Source organism: Ferrimicrobium sp. (genome assembly GCF_027319265.1).
In the GTDB taxonomy this organism is placed as follows: Bacteria; Actinomycetota; Acidimicrobiia; order Acidimicrobiales; family Acidimicrobiaceae; genus Ferrimicrobium.
Genome location: NZ_DAHVNP010000029.1, coordinates 23,364 through 50,050, shown reverse-complemented (window position 1 = coordinate 50,050; position 26,687 = coordinate 23,364). Strand labels below are relative to the sequence as shown.

At 58.6% G+C, this 26,687-nt stretch carries 25 protein-coding genes, 1 tRNA gene and 1 pseudogene; 13 read left to right on the top strand and 14 right to left on the bottom strand.

All coding sequences use genetic code 11. The annotated features are described in order from the left end of the window. Positions 1 to 28: 28 nt before the first annotated feature. From M7439_RS03850 to M7439_RS13025, 3 genes are all read right to left on the bottom strand, one after another. Complete coding sequence (locus M7439_RS03850) at positions 29 to 439, bottom strand: hypothetical protein (protein WP_298347076.1); 411 nt, start codon at positions 437 to 439, stop codon at positions 29 to 31. Then, a complete protein-coding gene (locus tag M7439_RS03845) occupies positions 436 to 792 on the bottom strand; it encodes a hypothetical protein (RefSeq protein ID WP_298347074.1) in 357 nt (118 codons plus the stop codon). The genes M7439_RS03850 and M7439_RS03845 overlap by 4 nt, the downstream gene beginning before the upstream one ends. A 105-nt stretch (positions 793 to 897) precedes the next feature. Further along, positions 898 to 1,137 carry a nucleotidyl transferase AbiEii/AbiGii toxin family protein gene (locus M7439_RS13025; RefSeq protein WP_366525191.1) on the bottom strand — a complete coding sequence of 80 codons (240 nt, stop codon included), beginning with the start codon at positions 1,135 to 1,137 and terminating at the stop codon, positions 898 to 900. Between the two features lie 677 nt (positions 1,138 to 1,814). On the opposite strand from M7439_RS13025, the gene M7439_RS03840 reads away from it, so the two are divergent. Then, positions 1,815 to 2,993: an NAD-dependent epimerase/dehydratase family protein gene (locus M7439_RS03840; protein ID WP_298347072.1), complete on the top strand. Its 1,179-nt coding sequence runs from the start codon at positions 1,815 to 1,817 to the stop codon at positions 2,991 to 2,993. A gap of 61 nt (positions 2,994 to 3,054) precedes the next feature. Here the strand turns inward: M7439_RS03840 and M7439_RS03835 are convergent, their stop codons facing one another. Next, a complete protein-coding gene (locus tag M7439_RS03835; RefSeq protein WP_298347071.1) occupies positions 3,055 to 3,837 on the bottom strand; it encodes an ArdC-like ssDNA-binding domain-containing protein in 783 nt (260 codons plus the stop codon). A gap of 214 nt (positions 3,838 to 4,051) precedes the next feature. Here M7439_RS03835 and M7439_RS03830 point away from each other — a divergent pair, with 214 nt between their 5' ends. From M7439_RS03830 to M7439_RS03820, 3 genes are all read left to right on the top strand, one after another. After that, positions 4,052 to 5,209, top strand: a complete 1,158-nt coding sequence (locus M7439_RS03830; RefSeq protein ID WP_298347069.1) for a hypothetical protein — start codon at positions 4,052 to 4,054, stop codon at positions 5,207 to 5,209. A gap of 16 nt (positions 5,210 to 5,225) precedes the next feature. Further along, positions 5,226 to 5,298: transfer RNA gene (locus tag M7439_RS03825), tRNA-Glu, on the top strand. Between the two features lie 297 nt (positions 5,299 to 5,595). Then, positions 5,596 to 6,717 carry a TIGR04053 family radical SAM/SPASM domain-containing protein gene (locus tag M7439_RS03820; protein WP_298347068.1) on the top strand — a complete coding sequence of 374 codons (1,122 nt, stop codon included), beginning with the start codon at positions 5,596 to 5,598 and terminating at the stop codon, positions 6,715 to 6,717. Between the two features lie 31 nt (positions 6,718 to 6,748). Here the strand turns inward: M7439_RS03820 and M7439_RS03815 are convergent, their stop codons facing one another. Beyond that, positions 6,749 to 8,605 carry a hypothetical protein gene (locus tag M7439_RS03815; RefSeq protein ID WP_308464383.1) on the bottom strand — a complete coding sequence of 619 codons (1,857 nt, stop codon included), beginning with the start codon at positions 8,603 to 8,605 and terminating at the stop codon, positions 6,749 to 6,751. Between the two features lie 530 nt (positions 8,606 to 9,135). Beyond that, on the bottom strand, positions 9,136 to 11,268 hold the full coding sequence (locus M7439_RS03810) for an MMPL family transporter (RefSeq protein ID WP_298347065.1): 2,133 nt from the start codon (positions 11,266 to 11,268) through the stop codon (positions 9,136 to 9,138). A 41-nt stretch (positions 11,269 to 11,309) separates the two neighbouring features. Between M7439_RS03810 and M7439_RS03805 the strand changes: the two genes are divergently transcribed. The 3 genes from M7439_RS03805 to M7439_RS03795 all read left to right on the top strand — a co-directional run bounded on the left by M7439_RS03805 (position 11,310) and on the right by M7439_RS03795 (position 15,651). After that, positions 11,310 to 11,765: a MarR family transcriptional regulator gene (locus M7439_RS03805; RefSeq protein ID WP_308464382.1), complete on the top strand. Its 456-nt coding sequence runs from the start codon at positions 11,310 to 11,312 to the stop codon at positions 11,763 to 11,765. A gap of 127 nt (positions 11,766 to 11,892) precedes the next feature. Then, positions 11,893 to 12,993 carry a DNA repair exonuclease gene (locus M7439_RS03800; protein WP_298347063.1) on the top strand — a complete coding sequence of 367 codons (1,101 nt, stop codon included), beginning with the start codon at positions 11,893 to 11,895 and terminating at the stop codon, positions 12,991 to 12,993. Continuing rightward, positions 12,994 to 15,651: an AAA family ATPase gene (locus M7439_RS03795; protein WP_298347061.1), complete on the top strand. Its 2,658-nt coding sequence runs from the start codon at positions 12,994 to 12,996 to the stop codon at positions 15,649 to 15,651. Here the strand turns inward: M7439_RS03795 and M7439_RS03790 are convergent. The 4 genes from M7439_RS03790 to serS form a co-directional block, all read right to left on the bottom strand. Then, complete coding sequence (locus M7439_RS03790; RefSeq protein ID WP_298347059.1) at positions 15,635 to 16,123, bottom strand: GNAT family N-acetyltransferase; 489 nt, start codon at positions 16,121 to 16,123, stop codon at positions 15,635 to 15,637. The genes M7439_RS03795 and M7439_RS03790 overlap by 17 nt on opposite strands. 19 nt (positions 16,124 to 16,142) lie before the next feature. Next, positions 16,143 to 16,529, bottom strand: coding sequence for a succinate dehydrogenase, hydrophobic membrane anchor protein (sdhD, locus tag M7439_RS03785; RefSeq protein WP_298347058.1), 387 nt, complete (start codon positions 16,527 to 16,529; stop codon positions 16,143 to 16,145). Beyond that, positions 16,529 to 16,903 (bottom strand): succinate dehydrogenase, cytochrome b556 subunit, encoded by a 375-nt coding sequence (sdhC, locus tag M7439_RS03780; protein WP_298212195.1) that lies wholly within the window; start codon positions 16,901 to 16,903, stop codon positions 16,529 to 16,531. The genes sdhD and sdhC overlap by 1 nt, the downstream gene beginning before the upstream one ends. Positions 16,904 to 17,046: 143 nt before the next feature. Then, entirely contained in the window at positions 17,047 to 18,390 is a 1,344-nt protein-coding gene (serS, locus tag M7439_RS03775; RefSeq protein ID WP_298347055.1) for a serine--tRNA ligase, read from the bottom strand. A gap of 23 nt (positions 18,391 to 18,413) precedes the next feature. On the opposite strand from serS, the gene M7439_RS03770 reads away from it, so the two are divergent. From M7439_RS03770 to M7439_RS03750, 5 genes are all read left to right on the top strand, one after another. Next, the gene (locus M7439_RS03770) at positions 18,414 to 19,442 is read left to right on the top strand and encodes an ABC transporter ATP-binding protein (RefSeq protein WP_298347054.1); all 1,029 of its coding nucleotides are present in this window, start codon (positions 18,414 to 18,416) and stop codon (positions 19,440 to 19,442) included. Continuing rightward, positions 19,435 to 20,166: an ABC transporter permease gene (locus tag M7439_RS03765; RefSeq protein ID WP_298347053.1), complete on the top strand. Its 732-nt coding sequence runs from the start codon at positions 19,435 to 19,437 to the stop codon at positions 20,164 to 20,166. Before M7439_RS03770 ends, M7439_RS03765 begins: the two co-directional genes overlap by 8 nt. A 61-nt stretch (positions 20,167 to 20,227) precedes the next feature. After that, the gene (locus M7439_RS03760; protein ID WP_298347051.1) at positions 20,228 to 21,199 is read left to right on the top strand and encodes a heme A synthase; all 972 of its coding nucleotides are present in this window, start codon (positions 20,228 to 20,230) and stop codon (positions 21,197 to 21,199) included. A gap of 38 nt (positions 21,200 to 21,237) precedes the next feature. Continuing rightward, entirely contained in the window at positions 21,238 to 21,525 is a 288-nt protein-coding gene (gene clpS, locus M7439_RS03755; RefSeq protein WP_298347049.1) for an ATP-dependent Clp protease adapter ClpS, read from the top strand. Beyond that, entirely contained in the window at positions 21,522 to 21,962 is a 441-nt protein-coding gene (locus M7439_RS03750) for a hypothetical protein (RefSeq protein ID WP_298347047.1), read from the top strand. The genes clpS and M7439_RS03750 overlap by 4 nt, the downstream gene beginning before the upstream one ends. 128 nt (positions 21,963 to 22,090) lie before the next feature. On the opposite strand, the gene M7439_RS03745 is transcribed toward M7439_RS03750, so the two are convergent. Then, complete coding sequence (locus M7439_RS03745) at positions 22,091 to 23,047, bottom strand: quinone oxidoreductase (protein ID WP_298347046.1); 957 nt, start codon at positions 23,045 to 23,047, stop codon at positions 22,091 to 22,093. 106 nt (positions 23,048 to 23,153) lie between these two features. Between M7439_RS03745 and M7439_RS03740 the strand changes: the two genes are divergently transcribed. Beyond that, the gene (locus M7439_RS03740; protein WP_298347045.1) at positions 23,154 to 24,449 is read left to right on the top strand and encodes an FAD-binding oxidoreductase; all 1,296 of its coding nucleotides are present in this window, start codon (positions 23,154 to 23,156) and stop codon (positions 24,447 to 24,449) included. Between the two features lie 47 nt (positions 24,450 to 24,496). Here M7439_RS03740 and M7439_RS13020 read toward each other — a convergent pair. The 3 genes and pseudogenes from M7439_RS13020 to M7439_RS03730 all read right to left on the bottom strand — a co-directional run. Then, a pseudogene (locus M7439_RS13020) lies at positions 24,497 to 24,715 on the bottom strand (transcriptional repressor); the annotation flags it as partial. A gap of 88 nt (positions 24,716 to 24,803) precedes the next feature. After that, a complete protein-coding gene (locus M7439_RS03735) occupies positions 24,804 to 25,514 on the bottom strand; it encodes a response regulator transcription factor (protein ID WP_298347043.1) in 711 nt (236 codons plus the stop codon). After that, positions 25,511 to 26,533, bottom strand: a complete 1,023-nt coding sequence (locus M7439_RS03730) for a cell wall metabolism sensor histidine kinase WalK (protein ID WP_298347042.1) — start codon at positions 26,531 to 26,533, stop codon at positions 25,511 to 25,513. The genes M7439_RS03735 and M7439_RS03730 overlap by 4 nt, the downstream gene beginning before the upstream one ends. Positions 26,534 to 26,687 lie beyond the last annotated feature (154 nt).

Genomic DNA, 26,687 nt, shown 5'->3' with positions numbered 1-26,687 from the left:
GGCTCACCGTATTGGATGCAGCATGAGGTCAGAGGTCATTAACCTTGGCATTCGATGTGGGCATTGAGATGATCGACTCGGCGTTGTTGTCGGCACACGCTGTGAGGGCATTCTCAGCCTCCTCCAACCAGGTAGCTACCTGCGGATTGGGGACGCGCACGCCGTTTCCGCCTGCCCAGCGATCTCGCTTGCGTGGTGTAGCAAGTAGCATGCGAGTCCAGAACGTCTCCATCTCGGGACTGAGAGAGCGGGAGTTTTGGGAGTCGGCAACCCAGTCTCGAATCTGTTGCCAGCCGTAGCAGGCAAACAACCATCGCCAATCATCGAGCGACCCATCGTTGAGGACCGTCATCACGATGAGGTTGAAGTGTCTCTTGGTATCGATATTGTCGGTTCGATAGCGATAAAAAGGGTAACCGAGTGCTTTGGGAAGTCTCATTGCGTATCGTCCGAATTCGATGGGGCGGTTTCGCCAAGTTCGGCGTTTAACCAGTCGCGAATGAGCGATTGCAAGTCGTCCATGATGGCCCTGAAAGGGTACGGTGAGATCAGCAGAGGGATCGCGTCATCAACGTCGATAAGATCACTCTCGTCAGTCAGTTGTCGTAGAAATAGTCGCGAAGAAAAGCTTCCGCCGTAGACAATCTGTGCAGCCTGTAAGAGGTCGCCAAGCGATATAGTCTGCGCCATGCAGAGTAGCGCGTGTAGGTCGACATAGTCCCGAGCTACGGCCCGACGCCCGGTGGTATAGGCTTTTTGAATGGCGATATCACGTGGGTCTGCAACCCACAATCCACGCCAACTACAGAAACCATCGCGATGCTGGAACGGATAAGCCAACAAGGTGGTGGCTATTCCGTCAACTCGGAACTCTTGCTGTTCAGGGGTTCGAAGGATCTATTCGAACGAATAATTTGTCCTTATACTACGTTCGAGATCTGCCAGCTGGGGAAGTCGCTGAAGTGGAGCCCTGGTGAAGAAGTCTAAGTCTCTCGACTGCCGGTGGCCTAGTTGCAGGGCGAGCGCAGTGCCTTCCGAGAGATAAAACGCTTCCGAAGGAGACCACCGAGACAGAGTAGAGGCGACATCAGCAACACCCTCTGGCAAAACCGACTCATCTATGGTGCACGGCCGCATCGCTTCCCTTCACGCCATGGTAGACACTGGCTCGTGTGATGACACTAATACCTGGTTCCCCACTACGTATTCTAGCGCCCAAGATGGATAGGGAAGTGGCTGTCCCAGGAGATGGACCGTAACGGGTGTCGATTGATGCCTGCCGGAACCCATCTGTGCTGACTGGTTCACTATGGTATTGGTTAGGCGAGGCGATTCGTATGCGAGGTGCGAGCTACAACTCTTCCATTGGAACACGTTACTGGCACTGTTTGCCAAATCTGACCTTAGGTGTATGGGGCGAGCCGATTTGCTCACTTAGCGAGTATTGCTCAAAAAGTTTTCGCCTTGATTGACGCTGTTGGTAGCAGCAGAGTCGGATGGGACCCGATCGCTCTTCTGCCCCATTGGTGTCCAGGCTGCAGTTGACGACCCGGTCCTCGGCGTCTGCCGTCTGTGCAACCACAAACTCCTAACATGTTCATCGACTCAACGCTCGATGACAAGTGATAGTATTCGTCCGATGGCGATCTAAGGCGACAAGAAACCTATGTTTGCGGGTTATCGAGTCAAGATGGACACTATCCTTGCTAGGAGACGGTGGCGCATTGCCGAATCGAGCTTTCGTACTTGAAGGCACGAAAGACCGAACTGCTTTGGGGCTGGTAATGCCCATCGAGTAATGGAAGTGAGCAGACATGAAAATAGTGGTATTTGGTGGCGATGGCTTCTGCGGTTGGCCGACTGCACTTCACCTCTCTTCTCGTGATCACGAGGTGATTATCGTCGACAACCTCTCCCGTCGCAAGATCGATGTCGAGATGGAGACCGAGTCACTCACCCCGATCTCTCCGTTGAGCGTGCGAACCAGTGCATGGGAAGAGATCTCCGGCAAGGTTATTCGCACCCATTTTATGGACCTCGCCACGGAGTTTGATCGTCTGCGTGCCTTCCTTCTCGAGGAGCGACCGGATGCGGTCGTCCACTTCGCTGAGCAGCGCTCCGCGCCCTACTCGATGCGCTCGATCGACGCCAAGCGTTACACCGTTGACAACAATATTCGCGCGACCCATAACCTCTTAGCGGCGATCGCCGATACTGAGCTGCCCGTGCATCTCGTCCATCTCGGCACCATGGGGGTCTATGGGTACGGTTGGTCAGATGATTCTCTCATCCCGGAGGGCTACCTTGAGGTGATGCTTGAGACGCCGAGTGGAGTCGTCAAGCGTGATATCCTCCATCCCGCGAGCCCCGGGTCGGTGTATCACATGACCAAGACCCTCGATCAGCTGATGTTTGCCTTCTACGCGAAGAATGATCGTCTTCGTGTCACGGATTTACACCAAGGGATCGTGTGGGGGACGCAGACACCACAGACGACTGTGGATGAGCGCCTGATCAATCGCTTTGACTACGACGGTGACTACGGAACGGTCTTGAATCGCTTCTTGATGCAAGCGGCGATCGGGCATCCGCTGACTGTGCACGGTACCGGTGGTCAGACACGGGCCTTTATTCACATCACCGACACCGTTCGCTGCATCGAGTTGGCGATCGACAATCCGCCGGAGGCGGGCGAGCGACCCCGTATTCTCAACCAAGTCACCGAGACCCACCGGGTTCGCGATCTCGCGGCCTTGGTGGCTGAGCGCACCGGGGTTGAGATCGAGTACCTTGCGAATCCGAGGCTTGAGGCTGACGAGAATACCCTTCGTGTGGATAACCATACCTTCCTTGAACTGGGTCTGAATCCGACGACACTCTCGGATGGGCTGATGGCAGAGGTGCGCGAAGTGGCTGGCAAGTATGCCTTCCGAGTGGATGACTCGAAAATCCTTGCTCGTTCACTCTGGCGTAAGGATATGGGAAGGCGATAGTAACCGTCCATCGGTATCTATGGGAGTAGTGCAAAGGGTGATCATCGCAGAGTCGAGTCGGCTAGGCGACCTGTTGTGAGATCGAGCGATCGAGGTGATGCTGGGCTGCGTCGACGATGACCTCGGCGGCGGTGCGGATGCGCTCACCTGAGGTGAGGATTGCCTCGAGTGCTTGGGTGGGTCCACCAGCCCACTGCATGATGTAGCCAAAGGTATAACTCGCACTCTCGATGCCAAAGGCATGACAGACTAGATAGGCGACGGATTCGGCCTCGAATTCTGCGATTGCCCGGGTTACCCCCACTTCTCCGTGTAAGAGAGCATGCCCGAGTTCATGAGCGAGCGTTTTGGCCTGGTGGCGCGCCGGGAGGGTCGCTGAGATCGTAATCGTTCGGGCGAGATGGGAGCAGAGCCCATTGATGCCATCAGGTAGGTCCCCTCGTGACGCTACGAAACCCTGACTCTTGGCCACAGCCACCAGGGCGTCGAAGATCCCAGCCTGGTCCTCACCGACGAGGAGCTGAGGGGTTGCGGGCAAGGCGGCTCCCGCTGTCTGGCTGAGGTCAAAGACTGAGACGGTGCGAAAACCCACGTTGCCATCCTCGTGTTTGATGGGTGCGACGATCTTGATGGCTCGAGAACCCTTCATCACCTGGCGGCCGAGAGATTGCCAGGTGCGGTAACCGGCGACGTGCGTGGCACCGGGGCACTGTCGTGCAATGAGGAGTGCATTACGAGCACTGTAGGTACGAAAGCGTGCCTGTATCTTGAGGTATCTTTCCCATTCGCCTTCGATGGCCAGTGCGCGTAGCGCATCTTCGAGTAGTGTGACGGTGATCGGCATTCCTCTTCCCTTTTGTATCCTTGGAAGTTGTGTGCTTCGAGAGGCCACCAAGGGCGAAGACGTAACCGACGTCGATCATTACACCTAGTCGTTGGCTCTGACAACATCGGAATCAGAGCGCGGATCCCAGGGCGTGGTGCCCATGACGGAATGAGGCAGGGCTCAAATTCGTTAGGGTAGAGGCAAAGCCACCGTAAAGAAAGAGTAGGAAACATTGTCAGCCCGCATTGCACTGATGGGATCTGGAGAGACCGCTCCTTCGATGGTCAAGGTTCACCGCGCCCTTCTTGACTCGCTCGAGACGCCGGCACGCGCGGTCCTGATTGATACCACCTATGGGTTCCAGGAGAACGCCGATGAGTTAACCGAGAAGGCACAGAGCTTCTTTGCTGAGAGTCTTCTCACGGACCTTGGAGTCGCTTCGTTGCGACGTGCGAAGGATGCAGATGCGTTGGAGGTAACGCGTTTTCGCCGGGAGTTAGAGTCGGCGAACTACATCTTTGCTGGACCTGGTAGCCCTAGCTATGCGCTCGGGAACTTGCACCAGGTCGGTGCGGCAAAGATTTTGCAGGAGCAGTTAGCTCGCGATGTGACCCTCTGTTTTGCTAGTGCGGCGGCGGTGACCACCGGGCGTTACTCCATCCCGGTCTATGAGATCTACAAGGCAGGGAGCGATCCCTTTTGGCAGGATGGACTCGATCTTTTGAGCGTCTTTGGGATCGAGGCAGCCGTTGTGCCCCACTTTGATAACCATGAAGGGGCGACCCACGACACGCGCTTTTGTTATATCGGCGATCGTCGCCTGCGGATGCTTGAAGCAGAGTTGCCCGATGGAGTACCGGTCATCGGTATCGATGAGCATACCTGTGTCACGATCGACGCGACGGGCCGCGTGGAGGTGCTCGGAAAGGGACTCTTAACGCTTCGCCGTGATGGCCAGGTCCAGGAGTATCCATCCGGTTCGGTGCTTGATGTCGACTCCCTCGGACTCGCTCACCGCCAAGATACACCGTTATCCCAGCGGACAGTGGTGCAAGAGACAAACTCGGCACAGCAGCGCTTTCGAGAGGCCCTGGGCGCCTATCGTGTCGACCAAGCCATGACTGAGTTGGCGGCCACGATCGCAGCGGGGCAGACCGAGGAGGCGATGTCGATGGTTGGGGAACTCGATGCCGCACTGGTGGACGGGTTCGTTGATCGCAAAGCGTTGCTCGATCCGCTCCTTCAACTCGTCATCGAGCTTCGGGCCAGCGCACGCGCGGCCAAGGATTTCGCGGCCTCTGACAAGATTCGTGACGGGGTGGCGGCGTGTGGCATTCTCCTTGAGGATAGTGCCGAGGGTACAACCTGGAGATTCGCGACCTCCGACTAGAGTAGTTGGGTCCCGAGCCCCCATCGTCTAGCGGCCTAGGACACCGCCCTTTCACGGCGGCGACACGGGTTCAAATCCCGTTGGGGGTACTTCGCTCGCGTACAGCAATCACCGAACGACCGAGGTGTGGCCGTAGGCTGGTCGGTCCTCCTGGCCCTTTTCGGCCATCGAGGATAGGCGAAGGCATGTCCAAGCGGCTTCGTCATCACCGCCTGGCCTGTGGCAAAGGATGAGAGCTCGTAGGGCCAAAGGTCCATTTTCTGCACTGATCCTCTTGAAGCGCTGGAGACCAGGTTTACCATAACCTATGGGGTTCGATCACCAACTGGGGTGATCCAATCCGCTAGATCACCGCTACGGGATGGAGGTGGATGGTGCTATCCACGATGAAAACTGCACGAGATGCTCGTTACGATCAGACGCCACAACTGGTCTTTTGGGAGACCACGAAGGCGTGCCCGCTGGCTTGTCGACACTGTCGAGCGGATGCGATCTCTTGTGGCCTGCCCGATCAGCTCACCACCGAGGAGGGTATCGACCTTATCGATCAGATCGCTAGTTTTGGCCAGCCGAGTCCTATCTTGATCATGACCGGTGGCGATGTCTTGATGCGGACAGATCTCGATGAACTGATCGTCGCTGCCAAGACTCGTGGCGTGCGTGTTGCCCTCGCCCCTGCGGTGAGCCACCTGCTCTCAGAGGAACGGGCCGAAGAGTTGCGAGGGTTGGGTGTCCGATCGGTCTCCATCTCGCTCGATGGGGTTGGTGCGGTTCATGATTCGATTCGAGGGGTCGATGGCCACTTCGCGCAGACGGCGGAGGCAATCGACCGTCTCACTCGGTGGGGATTTACGGTACAGATCAACTCGACCGTCATGGTGGATACCGTTCATGAGCTGCCGCAGATCGTTGCGTTTCTTGTCTCGAAGGGTATCAAGATCTGGGAAGTCTTTTTTGTGATCGAGGTGGGTCGTGGTGTCTCGATGCTCTCGTTGTCTCCCCAGGAGAATGAGGATGTCGCCAACTTTCTCTATGACATGAGCGGCTATGGACTGGTGGTTCGTACCGTTGAGGCCCCCTTCTTTCGGAGGGTGGTTCGCGAACGTCAAGAGGGGAACGCAACGACCGGTCCTCTCTATAGAGAACTCATCACAGAGGCGCGACGCCTCCTCGGCGCTCCTGTGCACGCCAACCGTGTCGCCTTGGCCAGTACTCGCGACGGTAAAGGTATTATCTTTGTCGCTCACAACGGTGATGTGTATCCGTCCGGCTTCCTCCCGGTTACCCTTGGTTCGGTGCGTGAGCAGTCGCTCGTGTCGATCTATCGCGATAACCCGCTGTTAGGGGACATACGGGGAGCCCGGTTCCATGGGAGCTGTGGTAGTTGTGACTATCGCGACCTCTGCGGTGGCTCACGGTCGCGGGCCTTTGCCACGTTTGGAGATCCTCTTTCCTCCGATCCAGCCTGTTTGATGGTCGACGAAAACGACCAAAGGGCCGTCGTCTAACAAGACAACGGCCCTTGTGGAGTCGCATGGTTTAGGTTTGGGGGTTGGCGCCCGCGGCTACTGCCTGTGCCCAGGTGTAGCTGTAGGAGACGGTGTTGATCTGGGAGTTTGCAACCTCTGTGAGGATGGTTGCATCCGACTCGAAACCAGCCCAGCCGCCGAGTGATGACTCGTTTACGGAGGCAGCTCCCATGACCGGAGTGTAGCCAGTGCTGTTGGGGACGAGAATGTTACTCCGGTGTCCCCAACAACCAGACGATGTCGGACTGGTGCACGCCAAGTTGCTCGTGTTGCCGGCGCCACCCCATCCGTCGTTATACATCCAGTCATACATACTGCCGGCGGTGGAGAAGTCCTCTGCCCAGTTGGCGTAGAGCCCGAGTGCCCATGGACCGGTGGAGAAGGTCGCTTGCGAGATCGGGGGGTCGGTGTTGGCGGTAGAACCCTGTGCCGCTAGCGCGTTCAGTGAGTTGACGAGCCCGTAGACCGGCGTCAGACCTCGTGAGACCCGCTCCTCATTGACCAGCACAAAGAGTTGATCGATGGCGGGAAGTTGGTAGAAGTTGTTGGGCAGAGTCATGGCGGGGAGCCCCTGATCGGCACGACCGTTGTCAAGGGCTGCTACGGCGCTCTGTTCACAGGCGACGCTATTGGCGACCTGTCCCGCGTTGGCAGCGCTGGTGCAGCTGGCGTAGTAGTTCGGGCTTGGCGCGATGTTAGCGGCAGGATTCACCAGTGCGCTGGTAGGAGGTGAATTCTGGTGTGAAGTATTGACATTGGGAGTATTCGCATTTGGAGCCTGCGTCGTTGTTGTGGCCTGGCCACCTCCGCTGCCTGACGAAGTGTTACCCGGTGTTGGCAGGCTTGGCACGTCACCCTCGTTGGGTGCACTACCAAAGTTATAGACCGCACCGTCGCTGCCGGCAAGCCAGTAGCCAGTACCAGCTGGATCGGCCGCGATCGAGACGACCGGGGCGGGGAGTGGGTGATTTCCGCTGAGGCCGGTGTAGCCCTTCGTCATGGTGTCACCCTCGTTGGGTGCACTACCAAAGTTATAGACCGTTCCGGTTGAGGAGACGAGCCAGTAGCCAGTGCCGTTCGGCGCGGCAGCACCACCGACGATTCGACCGCTGATCGGGTGATTGCCGTTTAATCCGGTGTAGCCCTGCGTGTAGGTCGATCCGAAAAACTTAGCGTTACCAAAGTCAAAGACCCCACCATCGGCCGCCACGAGCCAGTAGCCACCGCCATCTGGCGTCGGTATGATCGCGACGATCGGCGCGGAGAGCGGATGCGCTCCAGAGAGGCCGGTGATGCCATAGGTGTAGGTGGAACCCTTAAAGGGCGCGCCTCCAAAGTCAAAGACCCCACCATCGGCCGCCACGAGCCAGTAACCAGCCCCGGTGGGATTCGCGGCCATCCCGACGATCGGCGCAGCAAGTGCATGCGCTCCCGAGAGGCCGGTGATGCCATAGGTGTAGGTGGAACCAGAGAACTTTGCGCCTCCAAAGTTGAAGACGCCCCCATCCTTGGCAACGAGCCAGTAACCGGTGCCGGTGGGATTCGCGGCCATCCCGACGATCGGCGCAGCGAGCGGGTGTGCGCCGGAGAGCCCGGTGAGACCATCCGTGTAGGTGTTGCCGTCGAAGGCTGCGTCGCCGAAGTTGAAGATGCCCCCATCTTGTGCAGCGACGAGGTAGCCCTTTCCGCTTGCGCTGGCGGCGATGGCCGTGATGGGCCAAGCCGCGGTGACGCGAGTCTTCACCGTTTTGACTGCTGCGGGATGTGTGGCCCGTGCAGCTGTTGTGATCATCGTGCTGGTTGCCCCCACTCCGACGAGACTCAAGCCTCCAGATATCGCGAGAGTTCCGAGCAACCGTACTGCCATCTTTGGCGCCATTTCGATCCATCCTCCTTGTAAGCGTCTTAATGCGACTCCGAATTGGGAGAAAACGCCTACAGTGAGAATTATCGGAGAAAAATACCTTATAACTTAATGGGGTAGAGTGATAATTATTGGGAAATGTACCGAAGAGGCGGGGAGCTGCATGCTGGGGTGGGAAGGCAATGAGAAACAACACGCAAAGTGGTTTATGACCAACCGCTCTCGGCTGAAATCATTCGTACCAGGGCACAGTGCTGCTGGCCGAGGGGTTTGCGTGACCACATCGAGTCGAGCTACTCGATGAGGGGGTCAAAAGGGGCGCGAGGCGTTGCATCACTCGCTTGTACCCGTTGTTCGAGGTGCAGGGTTGACCTCCTCGGCCCCAGGACGAGTGTATCGGTGCTCTCTGTCCAGGGGTGATACGTACGTGTATCTCGGTGAAACGGGAGAACTCGCTGCTGGCACGCTAACCGTTGGGACGACTCAGGCGTCGCTCTTTGTACGCGAACGCGAGAAGCGTGGCGTGATTGCGTTTAGTGGGTTGCGGACACGTCAACCAGGGGCGACGAGGTAGTACTGGCTTCGCGGTGTGGCCACCAAGACGGTATCCACCAGTTGAGGCGCCCAAAGAGCTGAATCAATGCGGGGACAGCGATCCCTCTGATGATGGTGGCATCGACGAGGATGCCGATCCCAAGACCAGTGGCCAGCACGCGGATATCGGTGATGGGTGCGGAGGCCAGGGAGGCGAAGGCGAGGAACAGGATGAGTGCAGCGCTCGTCACCAGTTTGCCTGTCCTTGAGAGACCGTTGATGATCGCTGTTCGTGTTGATTTGGTCACATCGTACTCTTCTCGGATGCGCGTGAGAATGAAGACCTCGTAGTCCATCGAAAGGCCGAAGAGGAAGGCAAAGGTCGAGATCGGGATCCAAAAGGTGATGGCACCGGTGGCGGGAATACCAAAGATGAGTTTGGAGAGATGACCGGATTGCCAGAACCAGGTGAGAATGCCGAAGGTGGCCGCAAGCGAGAAGAGGTTGACGATCACTGCCTTGATGGCAAGGATGACACTCTTGAGCGCTGTCGAAAGTAAGACGAACGTCAAAATGGCGATGATGCCGAGCATCAGTGGTGTTTGCCCATAGATGGCGTTGGTGGAGTCGAGGTCGTTGGGCCCGAGCCCGGCCACTCCGATAATGGAGGGGTGGTGCTGGGCGAGTGAGTCCAGTGCATTGACGGGAGCGAAGTTGGCGGAGTTGACGGTTTCGACGTTCGGAATGGCAATGACATCGGCGAGTCCGCTCCGGGTGCCTGATAGGCCAGTTGGATGCGCGGCTCCAACGATCCCGGGGGTCGATCGCACCATGGAGGTCACATGCGCGGCCTGACTCGGTCCTTCGATGACCTCCATCGGCGACAGGATGCCCGGCGTATACCCTGCACGCAGGAGTGCATGATAGGTACGAGCGGCAGGAGTTGAGCTCGATTGGCTCCCCGCCTGATCCTGTCCCAGTCGAATGCTAAAGATTGGCAGTGCAAAGACGATGATGAGCACACCGGCGAAGATTAACGAGGGCCAGGCATGGCCAGTGATGAAGGTGCCGATTCGATGCCACGCAGGAGAGCCTCCTTTGGCGATCTTTCGATGGGGCCAGTCGAGGCGTTCACCGACAAGCGAGAGGAGTACCGGTAACAGGGTAAGCACCACGGCGATCGAGATGATCGGGATCAACACTCCACCGATCCCTGTGGACCGCAACAGTGGCACTGGCAGCACGATCAGCGCAAGGAGGCCCACCGCGACGGTGATGCCAGAGAGTGCGACGGACCGTCCAGCAGTCGCCATCGACATCAAGATCGCGTCTCGATTGGCAAGACCATTGCCTCGTTCTTCGCGCCAGCGCGTGACGATGAGCAGCGAGTAGTCGATGGCGATACCGAGACCGATGAGCGAGACGAGAAACTCGACCACAAACGCCACCGAAGTGAGGTAGCTAAGGCCGAGGAGGATGAGAAAAGTGGCCAAGATGGAGACCGCAGCGATCACCAAGGGAATAATCGCCAGCACCGAGGCAAAGACGAAGGCGAGGATAGCCAGTGCCCCGATCCCCGCGATGATCGTCTCGGCTAAGACGCCAAACCCGGAACTCTTACCCGCGGAGGCGAGTTGGGCCTCTCCGGTGAGTGCGACGTGCAGGGTGGGGAGGTCGTGGCTGAGCCCAGCGGTGATCTGATTCGGCACTGTGGAGGGGGCGAGTGAGGTGGGAGGCCCTCCGAAAAGGTAGACGACCTCATCCCCGTGCTGAAGCAGATCGAGGCGGGGCGCGTTAAAGGAGTCGACAAAACGAATGCTTGGGTACTGTTGGGCGACTGTGGTGAGGGCGTGCAAAACGGTGGCTGTGTTGGCGTTGTCCACGCCGGTGATCACGGCGATCGCTGGTGGATTCTGGCCACCGTTGCCAAAGTGGCGCAGGATCTTCTGCGAGGCCACGTAGCCAGGTTGACCGGGAGTGGCAAAGTTGTAACTCAGTCGGTTGACCACTTTGCCGGCGGCAACACCGCCAGCGAGGAAGAGCAGAACCCAGATGATGACCACCAGGCGGCGATGGGCGAGCACGCCGCGGCCCAGTTTGCTAAAGAAATTATTCGGAACTGAATTATTCATTGCAGTTCAATATAGTTGCTCACTGGGCCACTAGTGTAGCTATGGTGACCAACCGTGATCGTGACGAACTGCGCCCCTTTGGTGAGAGTGTCGCTTTTATGTTGTCGTTTCTCGGAGCCATGGAGACGCAGCGCTTTCACTCCTTGATGACCTCCCTCTCCCTGGAACCTCGCAGCTTTGGTGTCCTTCGCGTCCTCGCCGAGGTCGGGCCGCTCACCCAGCATCGCCTTGCTGAGCACGCCCACGTCCCGGCGAGTACCCTGGTCGCCCTGCTCGATGATCTCGAGGCTGACGGCCTCATCGCGCGTAGTCCTCATCCGGGTGATCGGCGTGCCCATCAGGTGCTCTTGACCACGCACGGGCGTGAGGTGATCGATCGGGCAACCGCGCTCGCCTGGCGTCACGAGGAGGCGGTCACAGCCGGCTTTTCACCCGTGGAGCGCCAAGGGTTGCTGGTGGCACTCTCCAGGATCCTTCACAACCTCAACGGGCCGTAAGGGATGACAGTGGTCGGCTTCGCTCTGGGTGCGATTGAGTACACGGGTTGTGTGGCGGTAGGATCATCAACAGAGCGTGAGGCGCGGTTAGCCTGGACACCGCCCCATGACGCTTGGGAGGACCCTCATGGTGAAGTTCTTACACACGGCTGACTGGCAGATTGGGGAGACTTTTCGCTTTTTTGGAGAGCGATCCGTCTATCTCAAGGATGCACGCCATCAAGCAGTGGAGCGCATTGCCCAGCTAGCGACCGACGAGGCGGTCGATTTTATTCTGGTTGCGGGTGATGTGTTTGAGTTTGCCCGTCCGGATCGGGTCTCCTTGCAGCGGCTTGCGCGGGCGATGCAGGCCTTCGAAGGTCCTTGGCTGCTCCTTCCTGGTAACCACGATGCGGCGGTTCCTCATGGGATCTGGGACCAGCTGGCCGATGGGTTGATCTTTGGTCCCGGTGTTGTCCTCATGACGACTCCCTCACCGATCCTGCTCGATGGGTGCGCGACGGCGGTTCTCCCGGCTCCACTACAGGCACGCTATGCTGGGCGCGACCTTACCGCCGAACTCGATCATATGGAGTCGCCTCCTGGTTACCTGCGGATCGGCGTTGCCCACGGCGCAGTAACGGGTATCCTGCCGGAGATGGCTGAGGCCAACAATCCGATCGCGTTCGATCGAGCGACCCGGGCACGCCTTGATTATCTCGCTCTGGGGGACTGGCATGGTCTGTACCGTGTCGATGAGCGGACCTATTACAGCGGTACTCCGGAGACGGATCGATTCACCCAGAACGATTCTGGTTCAGTGGTGCTCGTCGAGATTGCGAGTCCGGGGGCACCACCAGTCATCTCGGCGCATCGGACGGGTCGCTTTGATTGGCATGAGGAGACGGTGGAGCTTGGGACCCAGATGGATCTTGACCGCTTCAAACAGGAACTTGAGCAGTTTCATGACACTGATGTGGTGAAGTTGACGATTCGAGGCTATGTGGACCTGGAGGATCTCGAGACGCTCAATACGCTAGAGGAGGTGCTGCGCGCTCGCGTCCAAGCCCTTGATTGGGAGGCGGCTGCGGTCGAGATTCTGCCCACCGATGAGGAGATCGCCTCGCTCGCGCTGGGGGGTGTGAATGGCCTTGTCTTGGAGCGCCTGTTCCAACGGCGAGATGGTATCGACGCTGGTGTCTTTCGTCGTGCCGTGCTCGAACTCCTCGCTCTTGACGAGAGGCAGTAGATGCAGCTCATCTCCGTACAGCTTGAGAGAGTGAGAAAGTTTCGCGAGCCTTTTGTGCTCGACGGCCTTGTCGAGGGTATCAATCTCATTCATGGCCCCAACGAGGCGGGAAAGAGCACGATCCAGGCCGCGATCGCCGCCGTCTTCATGGAGCGTTACAGTTCGCAGGCTCCCCAGCAGGACCTCGCCCCTAACGATCAGCCTGATGCGCGTCCCTTGGTGCGGGTGACCTTTCTCCATGAGGGTACAACCTATGAGCTGACGAAGGAGTTCTTCCGACGAGGCGGAACCTGCGTGTTGCGTTCGGGTTCGACGGTGTTGAGTGGGGACGAGGCGGTGATGCGCCTCGTCGAACTCTTTCGCTTCGAGGCACCACAGGCTCGCGTGATCACGGAGAGCCAGCTTGGACTCCCCGGTGTGTTTTGGGTCCCCCAAGGCAAGTCACTCGGTGCCGAGACGGCAATGGAGAACGCACGGAGTTTTTTTGTCCGCGAGATCGGCGAGGAGATCGGATCGGCACGAGAGACTGCGGCCGATGCCTTGATCTCGCGGTTGGAACGCATCCGTAGTGAGGTGATGAGCCCCACGGGAAGAGGAGGTCCCCTTGCGGCAGCCAAGCGGGCGCTTGAAGCGAGTGAGATTGCCTATGCACAGCAAAAACAGCTCCGGGCAAACTCTGAGGGTCTACGCGGGCGACTGGAGCAGCTGCAGGCCACGCTCGACGTACTCGAGGCCCAGGGCACGGAGAGGATATTGCACGATGAGCGTACTGCACAACAGCAGCGTAAAGAGGAGCTCCGACGCGCCCTAGAGGACCGCGCGCGTGTAGAGTCAGTGTTGTTGGGCTTGGCCGATCGGATCGAAGATACTGACAATCGGTTGGCCCAACTGACCCAGGAACAAGCCCAACTCGCTGAGGCCCAACTGGCTATCACCACGGTGGAGGAGGCCATCGATGAGTGCCAAGGATCGCTGCGGTTCCATCAAGAGCGTCGAGCCATGCTCGGGGCAAAGGAGGAGGCGATGGCGACGAAGGCGAGGGTTCGTGAGCTCATCCGTGACCAACAGGAGCGCCAGGAAGAACTCGATTCCATCGATGAACAGGAGCGTCAAATACGCGCAACGTTGGATCAACTAGAGGCGCTCACTGGAGAAATCAGTGCCCTCCAGGATCAACTGGCGGGCCTCGCACTCGGGGAAGGGAGCGAGGCGCTTGGTGAGCTTGAGACGAGTGTCGCTAACCTGCGAGCACGGCTTCAGACGCTCAGCACGGTAGTCGCGATCGAGATCGAAGAGACCGAGGGCCTCGACGCCAATGGTCTTCACATCAATCGTCTCTACATCAATGGAGAGCCGGTATCGAGCTCGCAGACCGTCATGCTCGACGAGGAGATGCTGCTCACGGTGCCTGGCGTTGCGAGGGTCTCCTTAACTCCTCAGCAGAGTGCAGCGATGTTGCGACAAGAGCTTCACGATGCCGAGAAGGAACTCGAGCGAAGGCTCGGGGCACTTGCGGTCGAGAACGTCGCCGATCTTCGGGCACGCGAGCGCGAACATCGGGAGCTCACGCTCTCGCTCCAAAACCTGACGCGCGAGAGGATGCGATTGGAGGGAGAGGGTGAGAGTCTCGCCGAGCGCTTGGCGACCTTGGCGCGTCGCCGCTCGCTCCAGTGGACCCGACGTGAGGTGATTGAGGCAGAACTCGGGGAGCTGGATGGGGCAGATGGTGAGGATCTATCCATCGAGGAGGGTGATGAACTAGCTGCGACGATCTCGTTTCACGCGGCGGAGATCGATCGGCTCGAAGGCGAACTGCACCAGCTCCAGGAGGAGCGCCTTCGCCATGGCGAGGCGATACGATGGCTTGGGGCATCCGTGCTCCGTCAAGGCGATGAGCAAGGGATAGACGACCTGCGGGTGCTGCGTGCGGAACTGCTTGCCAAAAAAGTCGCGTCGGAGACAGAGCTCGGGACGCTCGAGCAAGTGATTGGGGCAGAGACCCTCGAGGAGGTTGGCGAACGTATCACTGACCTTGAGGATCGCCTCAATCAACATCGACGACAGGTACAGCAATGTCGTGAAGAGCGCCAAGGGGTACTCGGTCAAATCCGAGCGGATCCCTTCTCCGAGGAGGAGCTGGTTGCCGCAGAGGTGGAGTGCGAACGCGCACGCATGCTGGTCGCCTCGCTGGAGGAGCGCCGTGACGCTCTTGGGGTGCTGATCGACATCGCCGAAGGCATCGTCGCCGATGTCCAACAGGATCTCAATGCCCCGATGAAGGAACGGCTCGATGCGTACGCGAGACAGCTCTTCTCGGATGCCACGGTCGAACTCGGCGAAGCATTTGCACCGCAACAGTTGCTCCGTGGGCATCGATGGGAGTCGGTGGACCGGCTGTCCTGGGGAACCCGTGAGCAGATAGCCCTTCTCACCCGGCTCAGCGTCGCCGATCTGATGGCGGAACGAGGAGTACCGCTCTTCTTGATGCTCGATGATGCGATGCTCAACGCCGATGGCGTACGATTGATGCGGCTAAAGTCCATCCTCAGTCGTGCCGCCCATCGTTACCAGATTCTGCTCTTTACCTGTCGGCCTGAGCTCTTCTCTGATCTGGTCGGCGTGCGAAGTTACGACCTTGGTGCTACTCAACACTCTTGAGGTAGACAAACTCCTCCCCTGCATCTTGGATGCGTGAGAAGTTCAGATGCTCTAACACCCGCTGTGAGGCGCGGTTGGTGGGCAGCGTGGTTGCCCGCACCACCGCCACCTCTCTCGCCTCCTGTGCAATCTGGAGAAGCAGTGCAACCGCTTGGGTGGCGCATCCGCGCCCGCGTTGGGAACCGACGATACCGTAACCGATCTCGACCGTTTCATTGACGGGCGCGCCGTGGAACCCGGCTCCACCGATGAGGAGACCGCTTGCGAGGAGTACCTGGTAATGGCACCACGGAAATGGCTCCTCTGGTCGTTCGAGCGTACCAAGGGCGATGAAGCGGTCGCCGGCCGAGGGGTAATCGCCTGCCCAGTTGGACTGACGCTCTCCCGCTGCGATCGCCGTGCAGTGGGCGATACTCAGGGGAGTGAGGTGGACCAGGGTATGCTCTGCCGTCACGTGGTTGTCTGCCGTCACGTGATTGTCTGCTGAAGCGCTACTTGAAGGTCAAGACAGTGATGGTGCCGAGCAGGAACAGACCACTGCCGACCACGTAGAGCAACGCTTTCGTTAGGGTACGCTTCAGGGGCTTCTTGACATAGTCGTCGATGATCGTTCGTAGACCATTACCACCGTGGAGCAGTCCAAGGACGAGCAACCACCAGTCAAAGAGCTTCCACCATGGATTCGCCCATCGTCGGGCCACAAAGCTGACAGTGGTGTGGGTGACATCGTTCTCAATGTGCATGATGTACATGTGGATGAGTGCGAGGAAGAAGAGGATGATCCCGGAGACGCGCATGAAAAACCACGCCCATGTCTCAAAGTTCTGACGAGAACTCCGTTGCCCTCTGCCCTGTCCCCTGGTCAGTGCGGCTGCCATCAGTGCGCTCCTAGAAAGAATGGCTTGACGATGAACCAACCACCAATGATGGTCAAGACGATCGCAAGCGAAAGCATGAAGTTAAAGACGCCCTTTTCATTCTTGATGACGCCGGGCCAGAAGTCGATCATAATCACGCGTAAGCCGTTCAGTGCGTGATAGAGCAGTGCGAACAGCAGCCCGACCTCGAAGAGGCGGAGAAAGATGTTGCCGTAGAGTTGGTGGATCTGGTTATAGACATGGGGATCGTTGAGTGTTGAAACGTCGACGATATGGAGCAGCAGGAAGAGAAACACCAAGAACCCGGTGACTCGATGCAGGACAAAGGCCCATTGCCCGCTCTTGCCCTTGTAGACCGTAGCCCCTTTACTCACCGGACCCTCCTCACCCAGCGATTCCCCCACATGGTGGTGGAGAAAACATAGATTGCAAACCCAACAATACCGAGGGCAATGATGCCCAGCGCCGTAGCAAAGATAACTTGTGCAGTACTCACATGAGTTACGCTAGCAAGGAATCAGCGGTTTTTGGAAATCGGCGGGAGAGATTTCTCCGATTTTGTGATGGTGGTTCCACGGAAGTACGGAGCCAACACCTCGGCAAGGAGGACGCTTCCATCAGGCTGGCGACCAACCTCGAGCATCGCCGCGATGACTCTCCCCCAGGCCAGGGCCGATCCATTGACCGTGTAGACGTAGTTCACGGATCCGTCGCTTGAACGATAGCGGATATTAGCTCGCCGTGCTTGATAATCGGTGAAGAGGCTGACTGAACTCACCTCGAGCCACTTGTCCGTTCCTGGGGAGAAGACCTCAAGGTCAAAGGTTCGTGCTGAGGATTGGCCGAGGTCGCCGGTGCACAGGTCGAGCACGCGGTAAGTGAGCCCCAACGCCTGTAACAGGAGTTCTGCTCGTCGGAGTACTTCGAGGAAGAGGTCATGACCCTGGTCGGGGGTGCAGTAGGAGAGGAGCTCAACCTTGTCGAATTCGTGCAGGCGTAGCAGGCCTCGCGTGTCGCGACCAGCAGCACCGGCCTCACGACGGAAGCATGGAGTGTAGGCGGCGAAGCGAAGTGGGAGTTGGGCCTCGTCGAGAATCTCATTACGCCCCAGCGAGGTGAGCGGTACCTCGGCGGTGGGAATCAGATAGAGATCGTCGCGTTCGATCGCATAGGCTTCATCGACGAACTTCGGGAGATGGCCGGTTGCCTGCATGGTCTCTCGCTTGACCAGGGTGGGTGGACGAATCTCCTCGAAGGCCTCGGCGTGCATGTCGAGTGCCAAGCTGGTCAGTGAGCGCAGCAGCCGTGCCCCAGGGCCTCGATACATGGAGAACATCGATCCAGATATTTTGGTGGCGCGTTCGAAGTCGAGGATACCCAATTCAGTGCCGGTCTCCCAATGGGGGACCCGCTGATAGTCGGCGAAGGTGGGCAGCTCGAAGTCCTCTACCCCGCGATGACCATCCTCAGGGGACCAGTAGCGCACCACCCGATTATCACGCTCGTCCTCGCCGATCGGCGCCTCCTTGGCGGGTAAGTTCGGCGTAACCAGCCAGATCGCATCGCGAGCCTCAGTGAGTTCGCTGGCGCGCGTCTCTAACTCCTTGACCTGTTCACCGAGGGTGCGGGAGCGCTCTTGGGCTTGGGTCGCCGCATCGGTCTGGCCGGCACGACGGAGTTCGCCTACGCTTTTGGAGAGCTGGTTGATCGAGGCGCGAATCTCATCACGCTCAGCCAAGGTCCGTCGCAGCTCGGTATCGAGTTCGAGGAGCTTAGCAACCTCATCGGAGGGGACGTTTCGGGTACCGAGCAACCTGGCGACTCGGTCAGGGTTTTCTCGCAAAATTCGCAGATCGATCATAGACTCTCTAGGCTAGTACCCATATGAACGATGCAATCGAGGTTAAGGAACTCACCGTCACCTACGGTGCCACCGTTGCGGTCGATGCGCTCTCGTTCGGGGTGGGCTTTGGCGAAGTTCTTGGACTGCTTGGCCCCAATGGCGCGGGCAAGACCTCTACGTTGGAGACGATCGAGGGCTATCGACGTCCAACTGAGGGATCGGTTCGAGTGTTAGGGATCGAACCAGCCGCCAAGCAGGCACAACTCTCCCGCCAGATGGGGGTCATGCTGCAAGAGGGTGGGATCCCGGCGCGAATGACCGTCAAGGCCGCCTTGGAGCTGTACTCGCGTTTTTATGACCATCCTCGATCCATCGCCGACCTCGTTGCCCAACTCAGCCTCGCTTCCGTGCTGAAGACACCTTACCGTCGACTCTCGGGTGGTGAGAAGCAGCGACTTTCGCTCGCACTTGCTCTCATCGGGCAGCCGCGCGTGCTGCTGCTCGATGAGCCAACAGCTGGAGTCGATCCCGAGGGGAAAGCAGCCATCCGTGATTTGATCACTGAACTACGCGCAGCCTCGGTCGCGATTCTTATGACGGGACACGAGCTCGAGGAGATCGATCGGATGGTCGATCGAGTCCTCATCATCGATCGAGGTAAGGAACGAGCGATGGGCAGCCCTGCCGGACTCCGTGAGGCCTATGGCGGTGAAGGAGTTGAGTTTACGGCGCATGATCGTATCGATTGTGTGATGCTCGGTACTCGACTGGGTGCTCATGTCCGTCCGGTGCGGGTGGATCGTTATCGCGTCGAGGCAGAGCCAACGACCGAGTTGTTGGGGCTTCTGGTGCAGACGTTGACCGATCTGGGTGTTGAGGCCCAGGATGTCGCCACGGTCAGCCCTTCGTTGGAGGAGATCTATCTGTCGCTGATCGCAGCGACATCGCCGGGAACCGGTTCGCTGAATCCTGCTAGCCACGAATCGAGTACGACAGCTCCTCCGATACCCCCAGCACAGACGCGTACCGACCATCACATCCAAACATCGACGGAGGAGACGCGTGGCTAGGCCCATACTGGCGCAAGCCTCATCAGAGATCAAGATGACTCTTCAACAGGGTGAAGCGGCACTCTTGACGCTCGTTATTCCCGTGCTCGGGCTCCTTGTGTTTGGGTCGGTAACCTTCCTGCCGTTGCCACCTGGGGTGCCAAGCCGCGTGAACTTCATTCTTGCTGGTGCCATCGCCTTTGGCATCATGGCCTCGGGCATGGTTTCGCAGTCCATCACCGTCGCCTTTGACCGTAACTACGGAGTACTCAAGCGTCTTGGAGTCACGCCGCTTGGCCGCCGTGGCATCATCATGGCGAAGTTGGCGCAGGTGGTTGTTCTCGAGGTGATTCAGCTGGTGGTCCTCGTCGTGATCGGCGTATTGATGGGCTATCACCCGGAGGGGAATCCTCTCTACTTCATCCTCGGTTGGGTGCTCGCCACGGCCGCCTTCACTGGTCTTGGACTCCTCATCGGTGGGACGCTGAAGGCCGAACTGGTGCTCGGTCTCTCAACACTGCTCTGGCTCGTTCTGCTCGGCTTGGGATCGATGGCCGTTCCTCTGACCAGCCTGCCTGGTTTCCTGGAGGTGATCGCCAAGTTTCTGCCTGCTGCAGGAGCCTCTGAGCTCATTCTCCATGGCCTAGCGATGGCTGGACCGGTGCCAGCATGGGCGATCATCAACCTGCTGGTTTGGGGTATCGGTGCGCCATTGCTTGCCGTTCGATTCTTCCGATGGAGTTGATGAGATGCCAACGGCACTCGATTGCGCCAAATTTCGTGTCTCACGGTAGCATGGGCAAGTAATGAAGCAACGCCTACAACGCCTACAGCAGGTTTGGGATGTCTCTCCTGCCCTCTTCCGTCGTATCTCCTATGCGACGCTGGTGTTTTGCGCCGTCATCATCGTGACCGGTGGCATCGTCCGGCTCACCCAGTCAGGACTCGGCTGCCCGACCTGGCCTGATTGCACGACCGGTCACTTCACATCGTCCTTCAATTACCACCCGATGATTGAGTTTGTCAACCGCGTGGTTACCTTCTTTGCCGCGCTTGGTATGAGTGTGAACGCGGTCTTTGCCTTCTTCCGCAAGCCGTTTCGCAAGGATATCATGTGGCTGTCGTTAGGGCTTTTTGTTGAGGTGGTGGCCGAAAGCGTACTCGGAGGCATCACGGTGTTAGAGAAGCTGGCCCCTCCCTTTGTGATGGCACACTTCGTCCTCGCCATCATCGTCCTCTGGAACTCGCTCGTGCTCTACAAGCATGCGATCTCCGCCGGCGGTAAGGCAAAACCCGTTGTCGGCAAAGAGACCGTTTGGCTTGGTCGGCTGATGTTCTTGAACCTCGGAGCGGTCATTGTGGTTGGGACTGCGGTGGCGGGCACTGGCCCCTACTCAGGATCTCCGATCTCATCGCGACTCCCGTTCAACCTGCGCCAAGTGGCCTACCTTCATGCGGACTTTGCCATCATTCTTGTCGCCTTAATCCTGGCGAATCTGTTCCTCCTTCATCAAGCACGCGCACCGGAGGTGGTGCAGCGGCGGGCCCGTCTGTTGCTCTGGGTGGGTGCTATTCAGGCGATTATTGGTTACACCACGTACTTCTCTGGGCTTCCAGCGGGGCTCATCGGTATCCATATTGCCGGGGCAACGCTGACGTGGATCGCGATGACCTGGTACTATCTCTCCCTTTTCCATGTCTCTCGGGAGGCCCGCGGCGAGGTAGGTACCGTAGAGTCGAAGGTGAGTTCTCTGCCTGGTCCATCCTACGCCTCGTAGCACCCCGTTAGAATTGGGGTGAGGAGGATTGCGTTCGATTGCCTACAGCACCATTACTCTCGCCGACTGAGGAAAAACAAGAAGAGACACTCGCAGAGGAGAGCTGGGTCACGATTCTCTGGGATGACCCGGTCAACCTCATCCCCTACGTGATCTATGTACTGCAGATGCTTTTTGCCTTCTCGAAGGTGAAGGCAACGGAGCTTACCATGCAAGTCCACCGTGATGGCAAGGCCATTGTTGCGGCGGGCGCCCGTGAAGACATGGAGAACAACGTCGCGAGCCTCCATCGGTATGGCCTTTGGGCGACAGTAGGCCGAGCGTGAAGGAGCCCTTTGTCCGTCAAGGGGACGCGATTGTTGTCTCCTTGCCAGCCCAACAACGAGACGTCACCAAACAGTCGATGCTGCTCGTCGCCAAGATTGCCGCCTCAGGTGGGCAGGAGGCGTGGCGACTTTCTCCACCGATGTACGATGATCCGCTCCTTGAGGCGGAGGAGGCCGTCAAAGGTGGTGAGAGCGGCATCGGTGATATCGTCACTCGTCTCCGGATGGGCGAAGGTATGCTCGATGCCTCCCAACTCAGCTTGCAGCAATCTGACGAACTCGCTACCCTATTGAACTACTGTCGTCTTGTCCTTTCGGAGGCACAGACCTCGATTAACGAGGCCAAACTCACCCCTAAGTTTGCTGAGGATCTCTACAACTTCCTTGGCTATCTACTCAGCTCGCTGCTCGAGGCCCTCTCCGCCGATCTCGGGTAACAACCGATCGTGGGTGCTCTGCGTTACACCTTTGTCCCGTTGAGGTGTGATCTGCTGATGGCGTGACCATGCCCCAGTGGCGAGTGCGCGACCTCGGGGAGGGCACTGGGCCCACCGGCTGCTGGAAGCTAGATGGTGATAATGAGCTTGCCGGTCGTGTTCCGACTGGCGAGGTCGAGTTGGGCCTGACCGACGTGGTCGAGTGGGTAACGGCCGCCAATGTCGACGCGTAGCATTCCCGAGGCGATGTCAGCGAACAGGGTGGTCGCCCTTGTGAGCAGCTCTTGACGGGTTGCAATATAGTGAACCAGTGACGGTCGCGTGACATAGACCGAACCAGCTTGGTTCAGGCGTTGGAGATCAAAAGGTGGTACCTGCCCGCTCGCGGCTCCGTAGAGGACCAACATGCCGCGAGGTTTGAGCGAGGCCAAACTTCGATCAAAGGTCGCCTGCCCAACGCCATCGTAGACGACATCAGCGCCTCCGAGCTCATGGACGAGGTCTGCAAAGTGATCGTAGTCGATGGAGTGCGTGGCGCCATTGCGCGTCGCTTGGGCTGCCTTCTCAGGGGTGGAGGTGGTGGCGACCACGGTCGCGTGATGCTTGTGACTGGCGAGTTGAGTGAGGAGGGAACCAACTCCACCTGCTGCGGCGTGGACAACGGCAAGCTGATGCTCCTTAAGTGGGAAACAGCTGTCGGCGAGAAACTGGGCCGTCATCCCCTGGAGCATGGCGGCGGCTGCCTGGTCGAAGGAGACCTCGTTGGGGATCTTCACGGCTCGCAAGGCGGGTACAACCGCATGTTCGGCGAAGCTCCCAAGCACTCCGGTGTAGGCGACCCGATCACCCACGCTGAACTCCGTGACCTCTTCGCCAACTTCGATCACCTCTCCTGCGCCCTCGTTGCCGAGTACCGTAGGGAGTGCCAACGGATAGACACCCTCGCGGTGGTAGATGTCGATAAAATTCACCCCCGCGGCGCGAAGACGGATTTTGATCTCGTTGGCCTTTGGCTCAGGCTCTGCGATCTCTTTGACCAGAAGCTGATCGGGTCCTCCATGTGATTCGACGACGACTGCCTTCACGCTGACCTCCAATATTCGTAGCATCCCCAGAGGTTTTTCCCGTCATGGGGTTTGCCGGTTTGGTCTCTTTGGGCAGTTAGCTTAGTCTTGGAAGGGGGGTAAAAGGGTGAAACGAGCGGTAGTCATCGGTGCGGGCATCGTGGGCCTCGCGTGTGGGTGGCATCTCCAGGAGCAGGGCTACGACGTAACGATCCTAGACCGCGGCGCTGACGTGGCTGAGGGGTCGAGTTGGGGTAATGCTGGTTGGCTTTCGCCGGCGCTGGCGATTCCCTTGAATGAGCCCTCCCTGGTCACGAGTGGCCTGCTTTCCTTGCTGCGTTCAGATTCACCGCTCTATGTTCCTTTACGGTTCGATCCGGAACTCTGGAGGTTCTTGGTACTTTTTGCCAGTCAGTGCACGCGAGGTGCCTTTGCCCAGATGATGGATAAGCTAGCCATCTTGAATGCTCGTGCGCTGGAGGCCTTCGATCAGCTGAGCCTCTCTGTGGAAGAACCAACGACCGGGGCCCCCATCCTCGCAGGATTTCGAGATCGACGTGAGGCCGAGGGCTTGTTGAGTGAGTTTGCGTTGATCCGAGACGCGGGTGGGGAGTTGCACTACGATCTCCTCGAAGGCAAGGCGGCCGAGGATCGGTCACCACTCTTCTCACGGGCAATCGGTTGTGTCATCGATATCCACGATCAGCGGTATCTGAATCCCAATCGCTATACCCATGCACTTGCGGACGCGCTACGCGCAAGAGGTGCGACCTTCATGATGGAGCAGGAGGTGACCCGGATCAGAGGCACGGGGCGTGAGGTGCAGGTTCGCACGCGCTCGGGTTTAGAGCCGATCCGCTCCGATGTAGCGGTCGTTGCGACGGGAGCCTGGGTCAATCGGCTTGCTCGAGATCTCGGTGTCCACATCCCGGTGCGAGCGGGGAGAGGATATTCGATGATCTGTGATACCGAGGAGCCGGCCACGACACCGATCTATCTTCCAGCGGCACGGGTGGCCTGTACGCCGATCGACGGTGGCCTACGGGTAGCGGGGACGATGGAGTTTCGTCGCCCCGATGACCCACTTGATCCGCAACGGCTCGCAGCGATCACGCGATCGACACGGGATCTGTTGACCGGGATCGATATCGACCATCCCCACGACCGTTGGGTGGGCCCTCGACCGGTAAGCGCTGACGGGCTTCCTCTGATTGGACCCACGACGCAACCGGGGGTCTATGTCGCCGCTGGGCATGGCATGTGGGGAGTGACGCAGGGCCCGATCACGGGTCAACTGTTGGCTCAGGTGATCGACTCGGGTGAAGTGTCGCCGGAGCTGCGTCCCTTCGATCCATTGCGATCCCTACAGCGACCGCAGGTGCCGATGATTGCGAAATGGCCAAGACTTGGTGCAAAATCATAGGAACGGGCGATCGTGGTAAAGAGACTGTCCAGCTCGGACTGGGGGATCTCTTGAACCGCACCGCACTCTTGGCAATAGAGGTGATAATGGGAGCTGTCGGCGAGATGATAGATGGCACGACCATGTCCTAGATGGATGTGGATCACCACCCCTGAGTGTTCGAGTGCTTCAAGCGTGCGGTAGACGGTCGCAAGATGCACTGACGGATCCCGCGCTTGCACGGCGGTGGCGACCTCTTCCGCCGTCAGGTGTCCACCGGCTGCCACGAGTGCGGTCACTATATGGCGCCTTGGGCTGGTAATGCGATGGCCAGAGGAGGCGAGTCGTTCGAGGACGTGCGCGACCCTCGTATCCTCATTCTCGTCCGAGATCAAGCCGATATCCTACTCCCCGAATGGTGGTCAACACCGTGGGATTGTTGGGGTCGGGTTCAATCTTGGTTCTCAGGCGTTTGATGTGAACGTCGAGCGTCTTGGTGTCTCCGTAGTAATCATGACCCCAAACTCGATCAACAAGCAGATCGCGGGTCAGCACTTTGCCAGGATTACGGAGGAAGAGGATGAGGAGCTCAAACTCTTTCGGGGGAAGTTTGATCTCGTTCTCGCCCACAACCACCTGATGTCGATCGACGAAGGCGGTAAGTCCCTGGTAGCGTAGCACCTCCTCGTCGGTGCGCGGTCGCTCTGCACTCTCAGTGGTCCGACGTAAGAGCGCGCGGATACGGGCGACTAATTCGGCCATCCGAAATGGTTTGGCGACGTAATCATCGGCTCCGAGTTCGAGACCGAGAACGGTGTCGAGCTCGGTAGCACGAGCGGTGACCATGATGATCGGCACCTTGGATTCCTTGCGAATCTGACGGCAGACGTCGAGACCGGAGATTTTGGGTAGCATCACATCGAGCAGGATGCAGTCAGGGTTTGTCTCATGGAAGAGATCGAGTGCCCGCTGGCCATCGCTGGCGACGATGGGTTCGAAGCCTTCGCGGCTGAGGCCAAGGGTCATCGCGTCGATGAAACTCTCCTCATCCTCGGCGATGAGGATGCGTTCTTTATCCGGGCTCATGCGGGGACCCGCGGGAGCGAGATCGTAAACGTCGTCCCGACACCCTCGGTGGAGGTGACGTCGATCTTGCCTTGATGATTTTCTATCACATGTCTCACTATAGAGAGTCCGAGGCCGGTACCTCCCGTTGCGCGAGAGCGATCAGCATCGACTCGGTAAAAGCGCTCGAAAATACGTGAGAGGTCGCGAGCAGGAATACCGATGCCTCGGTCAGCGATGATGGCCTCGACGCTATCGGCTGAGATGGCGATCGTGACTCGCACCTCGGTTCCTGGTTCGGAATACTTGATGGCGTTGTCGATGAGGTTGGAGAGGGCGGAGCTGAGCTGCCAACGATCGCCACTCACAATCGGGGGGTCGGGTGCAAAGGTCACCTCAAGTCCGATCCCACGCGCCTCTGCTCCGAGTCGATAACGATCCACGCACTCTGAGGCGATCTCATTGAGGTTGACATCATGGATCTGGTGGAGTTCTGTCTCCTCAAGCTTTGAGAGGTCGAGGAGGTCGGTGACGAGGCGGGCGAGTCGATCCCCCTCGTCGAGGATTCGACGAGAGAGACGCAGGACGGTGGCGGGATCGGACTCCTGGCTGAGGGCATCGGCGAGGAGTACGATACCACCGACTGGGGTTTTGAGTTCATGGGAGACGTTGGCGACGAAGTCACGACGCACCTCCTCAAGCCGCTTGCGTTCGGTGATGTTCTCAACGGTGATGATAAAGGGAGGGTGAGGATCGCTGCCAAGGGGCGTGGTGACGAGTTGGAAGTAGCTCTTTGGAGGGCCAAAGACCTCAAGGGTCTGTGAACGGTAGAGCTCAAGGCGAGCATCGTGTTTCAGAGCAGAGATGGCGCGTTCGAGCAGTATACGCTCGGCGAAGCCACCCGTGGGAATTTTATCGGCGTAGTCGGAGTAGACGGTGTGGTAGTCAGCGTCGACGAGCACCACACCGATCGAGAGGCTCGCCGCTGCGCGACTCCAAAGTTCGGCGTCCTCGACGCGTGTACTTGTTCTGTCCTCCACCGTTGTGCTCTCCTTTACTCCTCCATACTAGGAGGGAATCGCCCCTCGGGTGGGTGTCATGGTGCAGCGGGCCCCTTGAGAATATTTTTTAATGGAATGATATGAAACATCATAGAAAAGGATGATATGCTTAAAATCTCCACGGAAGGAGGAA

What these genes read in the sequence shown, in the direction of transcription:
- M7439_RS03850 (WP_298347076.1), bottom strand. Translation starts at nt 439, where the DNA reads ATGAGACTTCCCAAAGCACTCGGTTACCCTTTTTATCGCTATCGAACC.
- M7439_RS13025 (WP_366525191.1), bottom strand. Translation starts at nt 1,137, where the DNA reads ATGCGGCCGTGCACCATAGATGAGTCGGTTTTGCCAGAGGGTGTTGCT.
- M7439_RS03840 (WP_298347072.1), top strand. Translation starts at nt 1,815, where the DNA reads ATGAAAATAGTGGTATTTGGTGGCGATGGCTTCTGCGGTTGGCCGACT.
- M7439_RS03835 (WP_298347071.1), bottom strand. Translation starts at nt 3,837, where the DNA reads ATGCCGATCACCGTCACACTACTCGAAGATGCGCTACGCGCACTGGCC.
- M7439_RS03820 (WP_298347068.1), top strand. Translation starts at nt 5,596, where the DNA reads ATGAAAACTGCACGAGATGCTCGTTACGATCAGACGCCACAACTGGTC.
- M7439_RS03815 (WP_308464383.1), bottom strand. Translation starts at nt 8,605, where the DNA reads ATGGCAGTACGGTTGCTCGGAACTCTCGCGATATCTGGAGGCTTGAGT.
- M7439_RS03810 (WP_298347065.1), bottom strand. Translation starts at nt 11,268, where the DNA reads ATGAATAATTCAGTTCCGAATAATTTCTTTAGCAAACTGGGCCGCGGC.
- M7439_RS03805 (WP_308464382.1), top strand. Translation starts at nt 11,310, where the DNA reads ATGGTGACCAACCGTGATCGTGACGAACTGCGCCCCTTTGGTGAGAGT.
- M7439_RS03800 (WP_298347063.1), top strand. Translation starts at nt 11,893, where the DNA reads ATGGTGAAGTTCTTACACACGGCTGACTGGCAGATTGGGGAGACTTTT.
- M7439_RS03795 (WP_298347061.1), top strand. Translation starts at nt 12,994, where the DNA reads ATGCAGCTCATCTCCGTACAGCTTGAGAGAGTGAGAAAGTTTCGCGAG.
- sdhD (WP_298347058.1), bottom strand. Translation starts at nt 16,529, where the DNA reads ATGGCAGCCGCACTGACCAGGGGACAGGGCAGAGGGCAACGGAGTTCT.
- serS (WP_298347055.1), bottom strand. Translation starts at nt 18,390, where the DNA reads ATGATCGATCTGCGAATTTTGCGAGAAAACCCTGACCGAGTCGCCAGG.
- M7439_RS03770 (WP_298347054.1), top strand. Translation starts at nt 18,414, where the DNA reads ATGAACGATGCAATCGAGGTTAAGGAACTCACCGTCACCTACGGTGCC.
- M7439_RS03760 (WP_298347051.1), top strand. Translation starts at nt 20,228, where the DNA reads ATGAAGCAACGCCTACAACGCCTACAGCAGGTTTGGGATGTCTCTCCT.
- M7439_RS03735 (WP_298347043.1), bottom strand. Translation starts at nt 25,514, where the DNA reads ATGAGCCCGGATAAAGAACGCATCCTCATCGCCGAGGATGAGGAGAGT.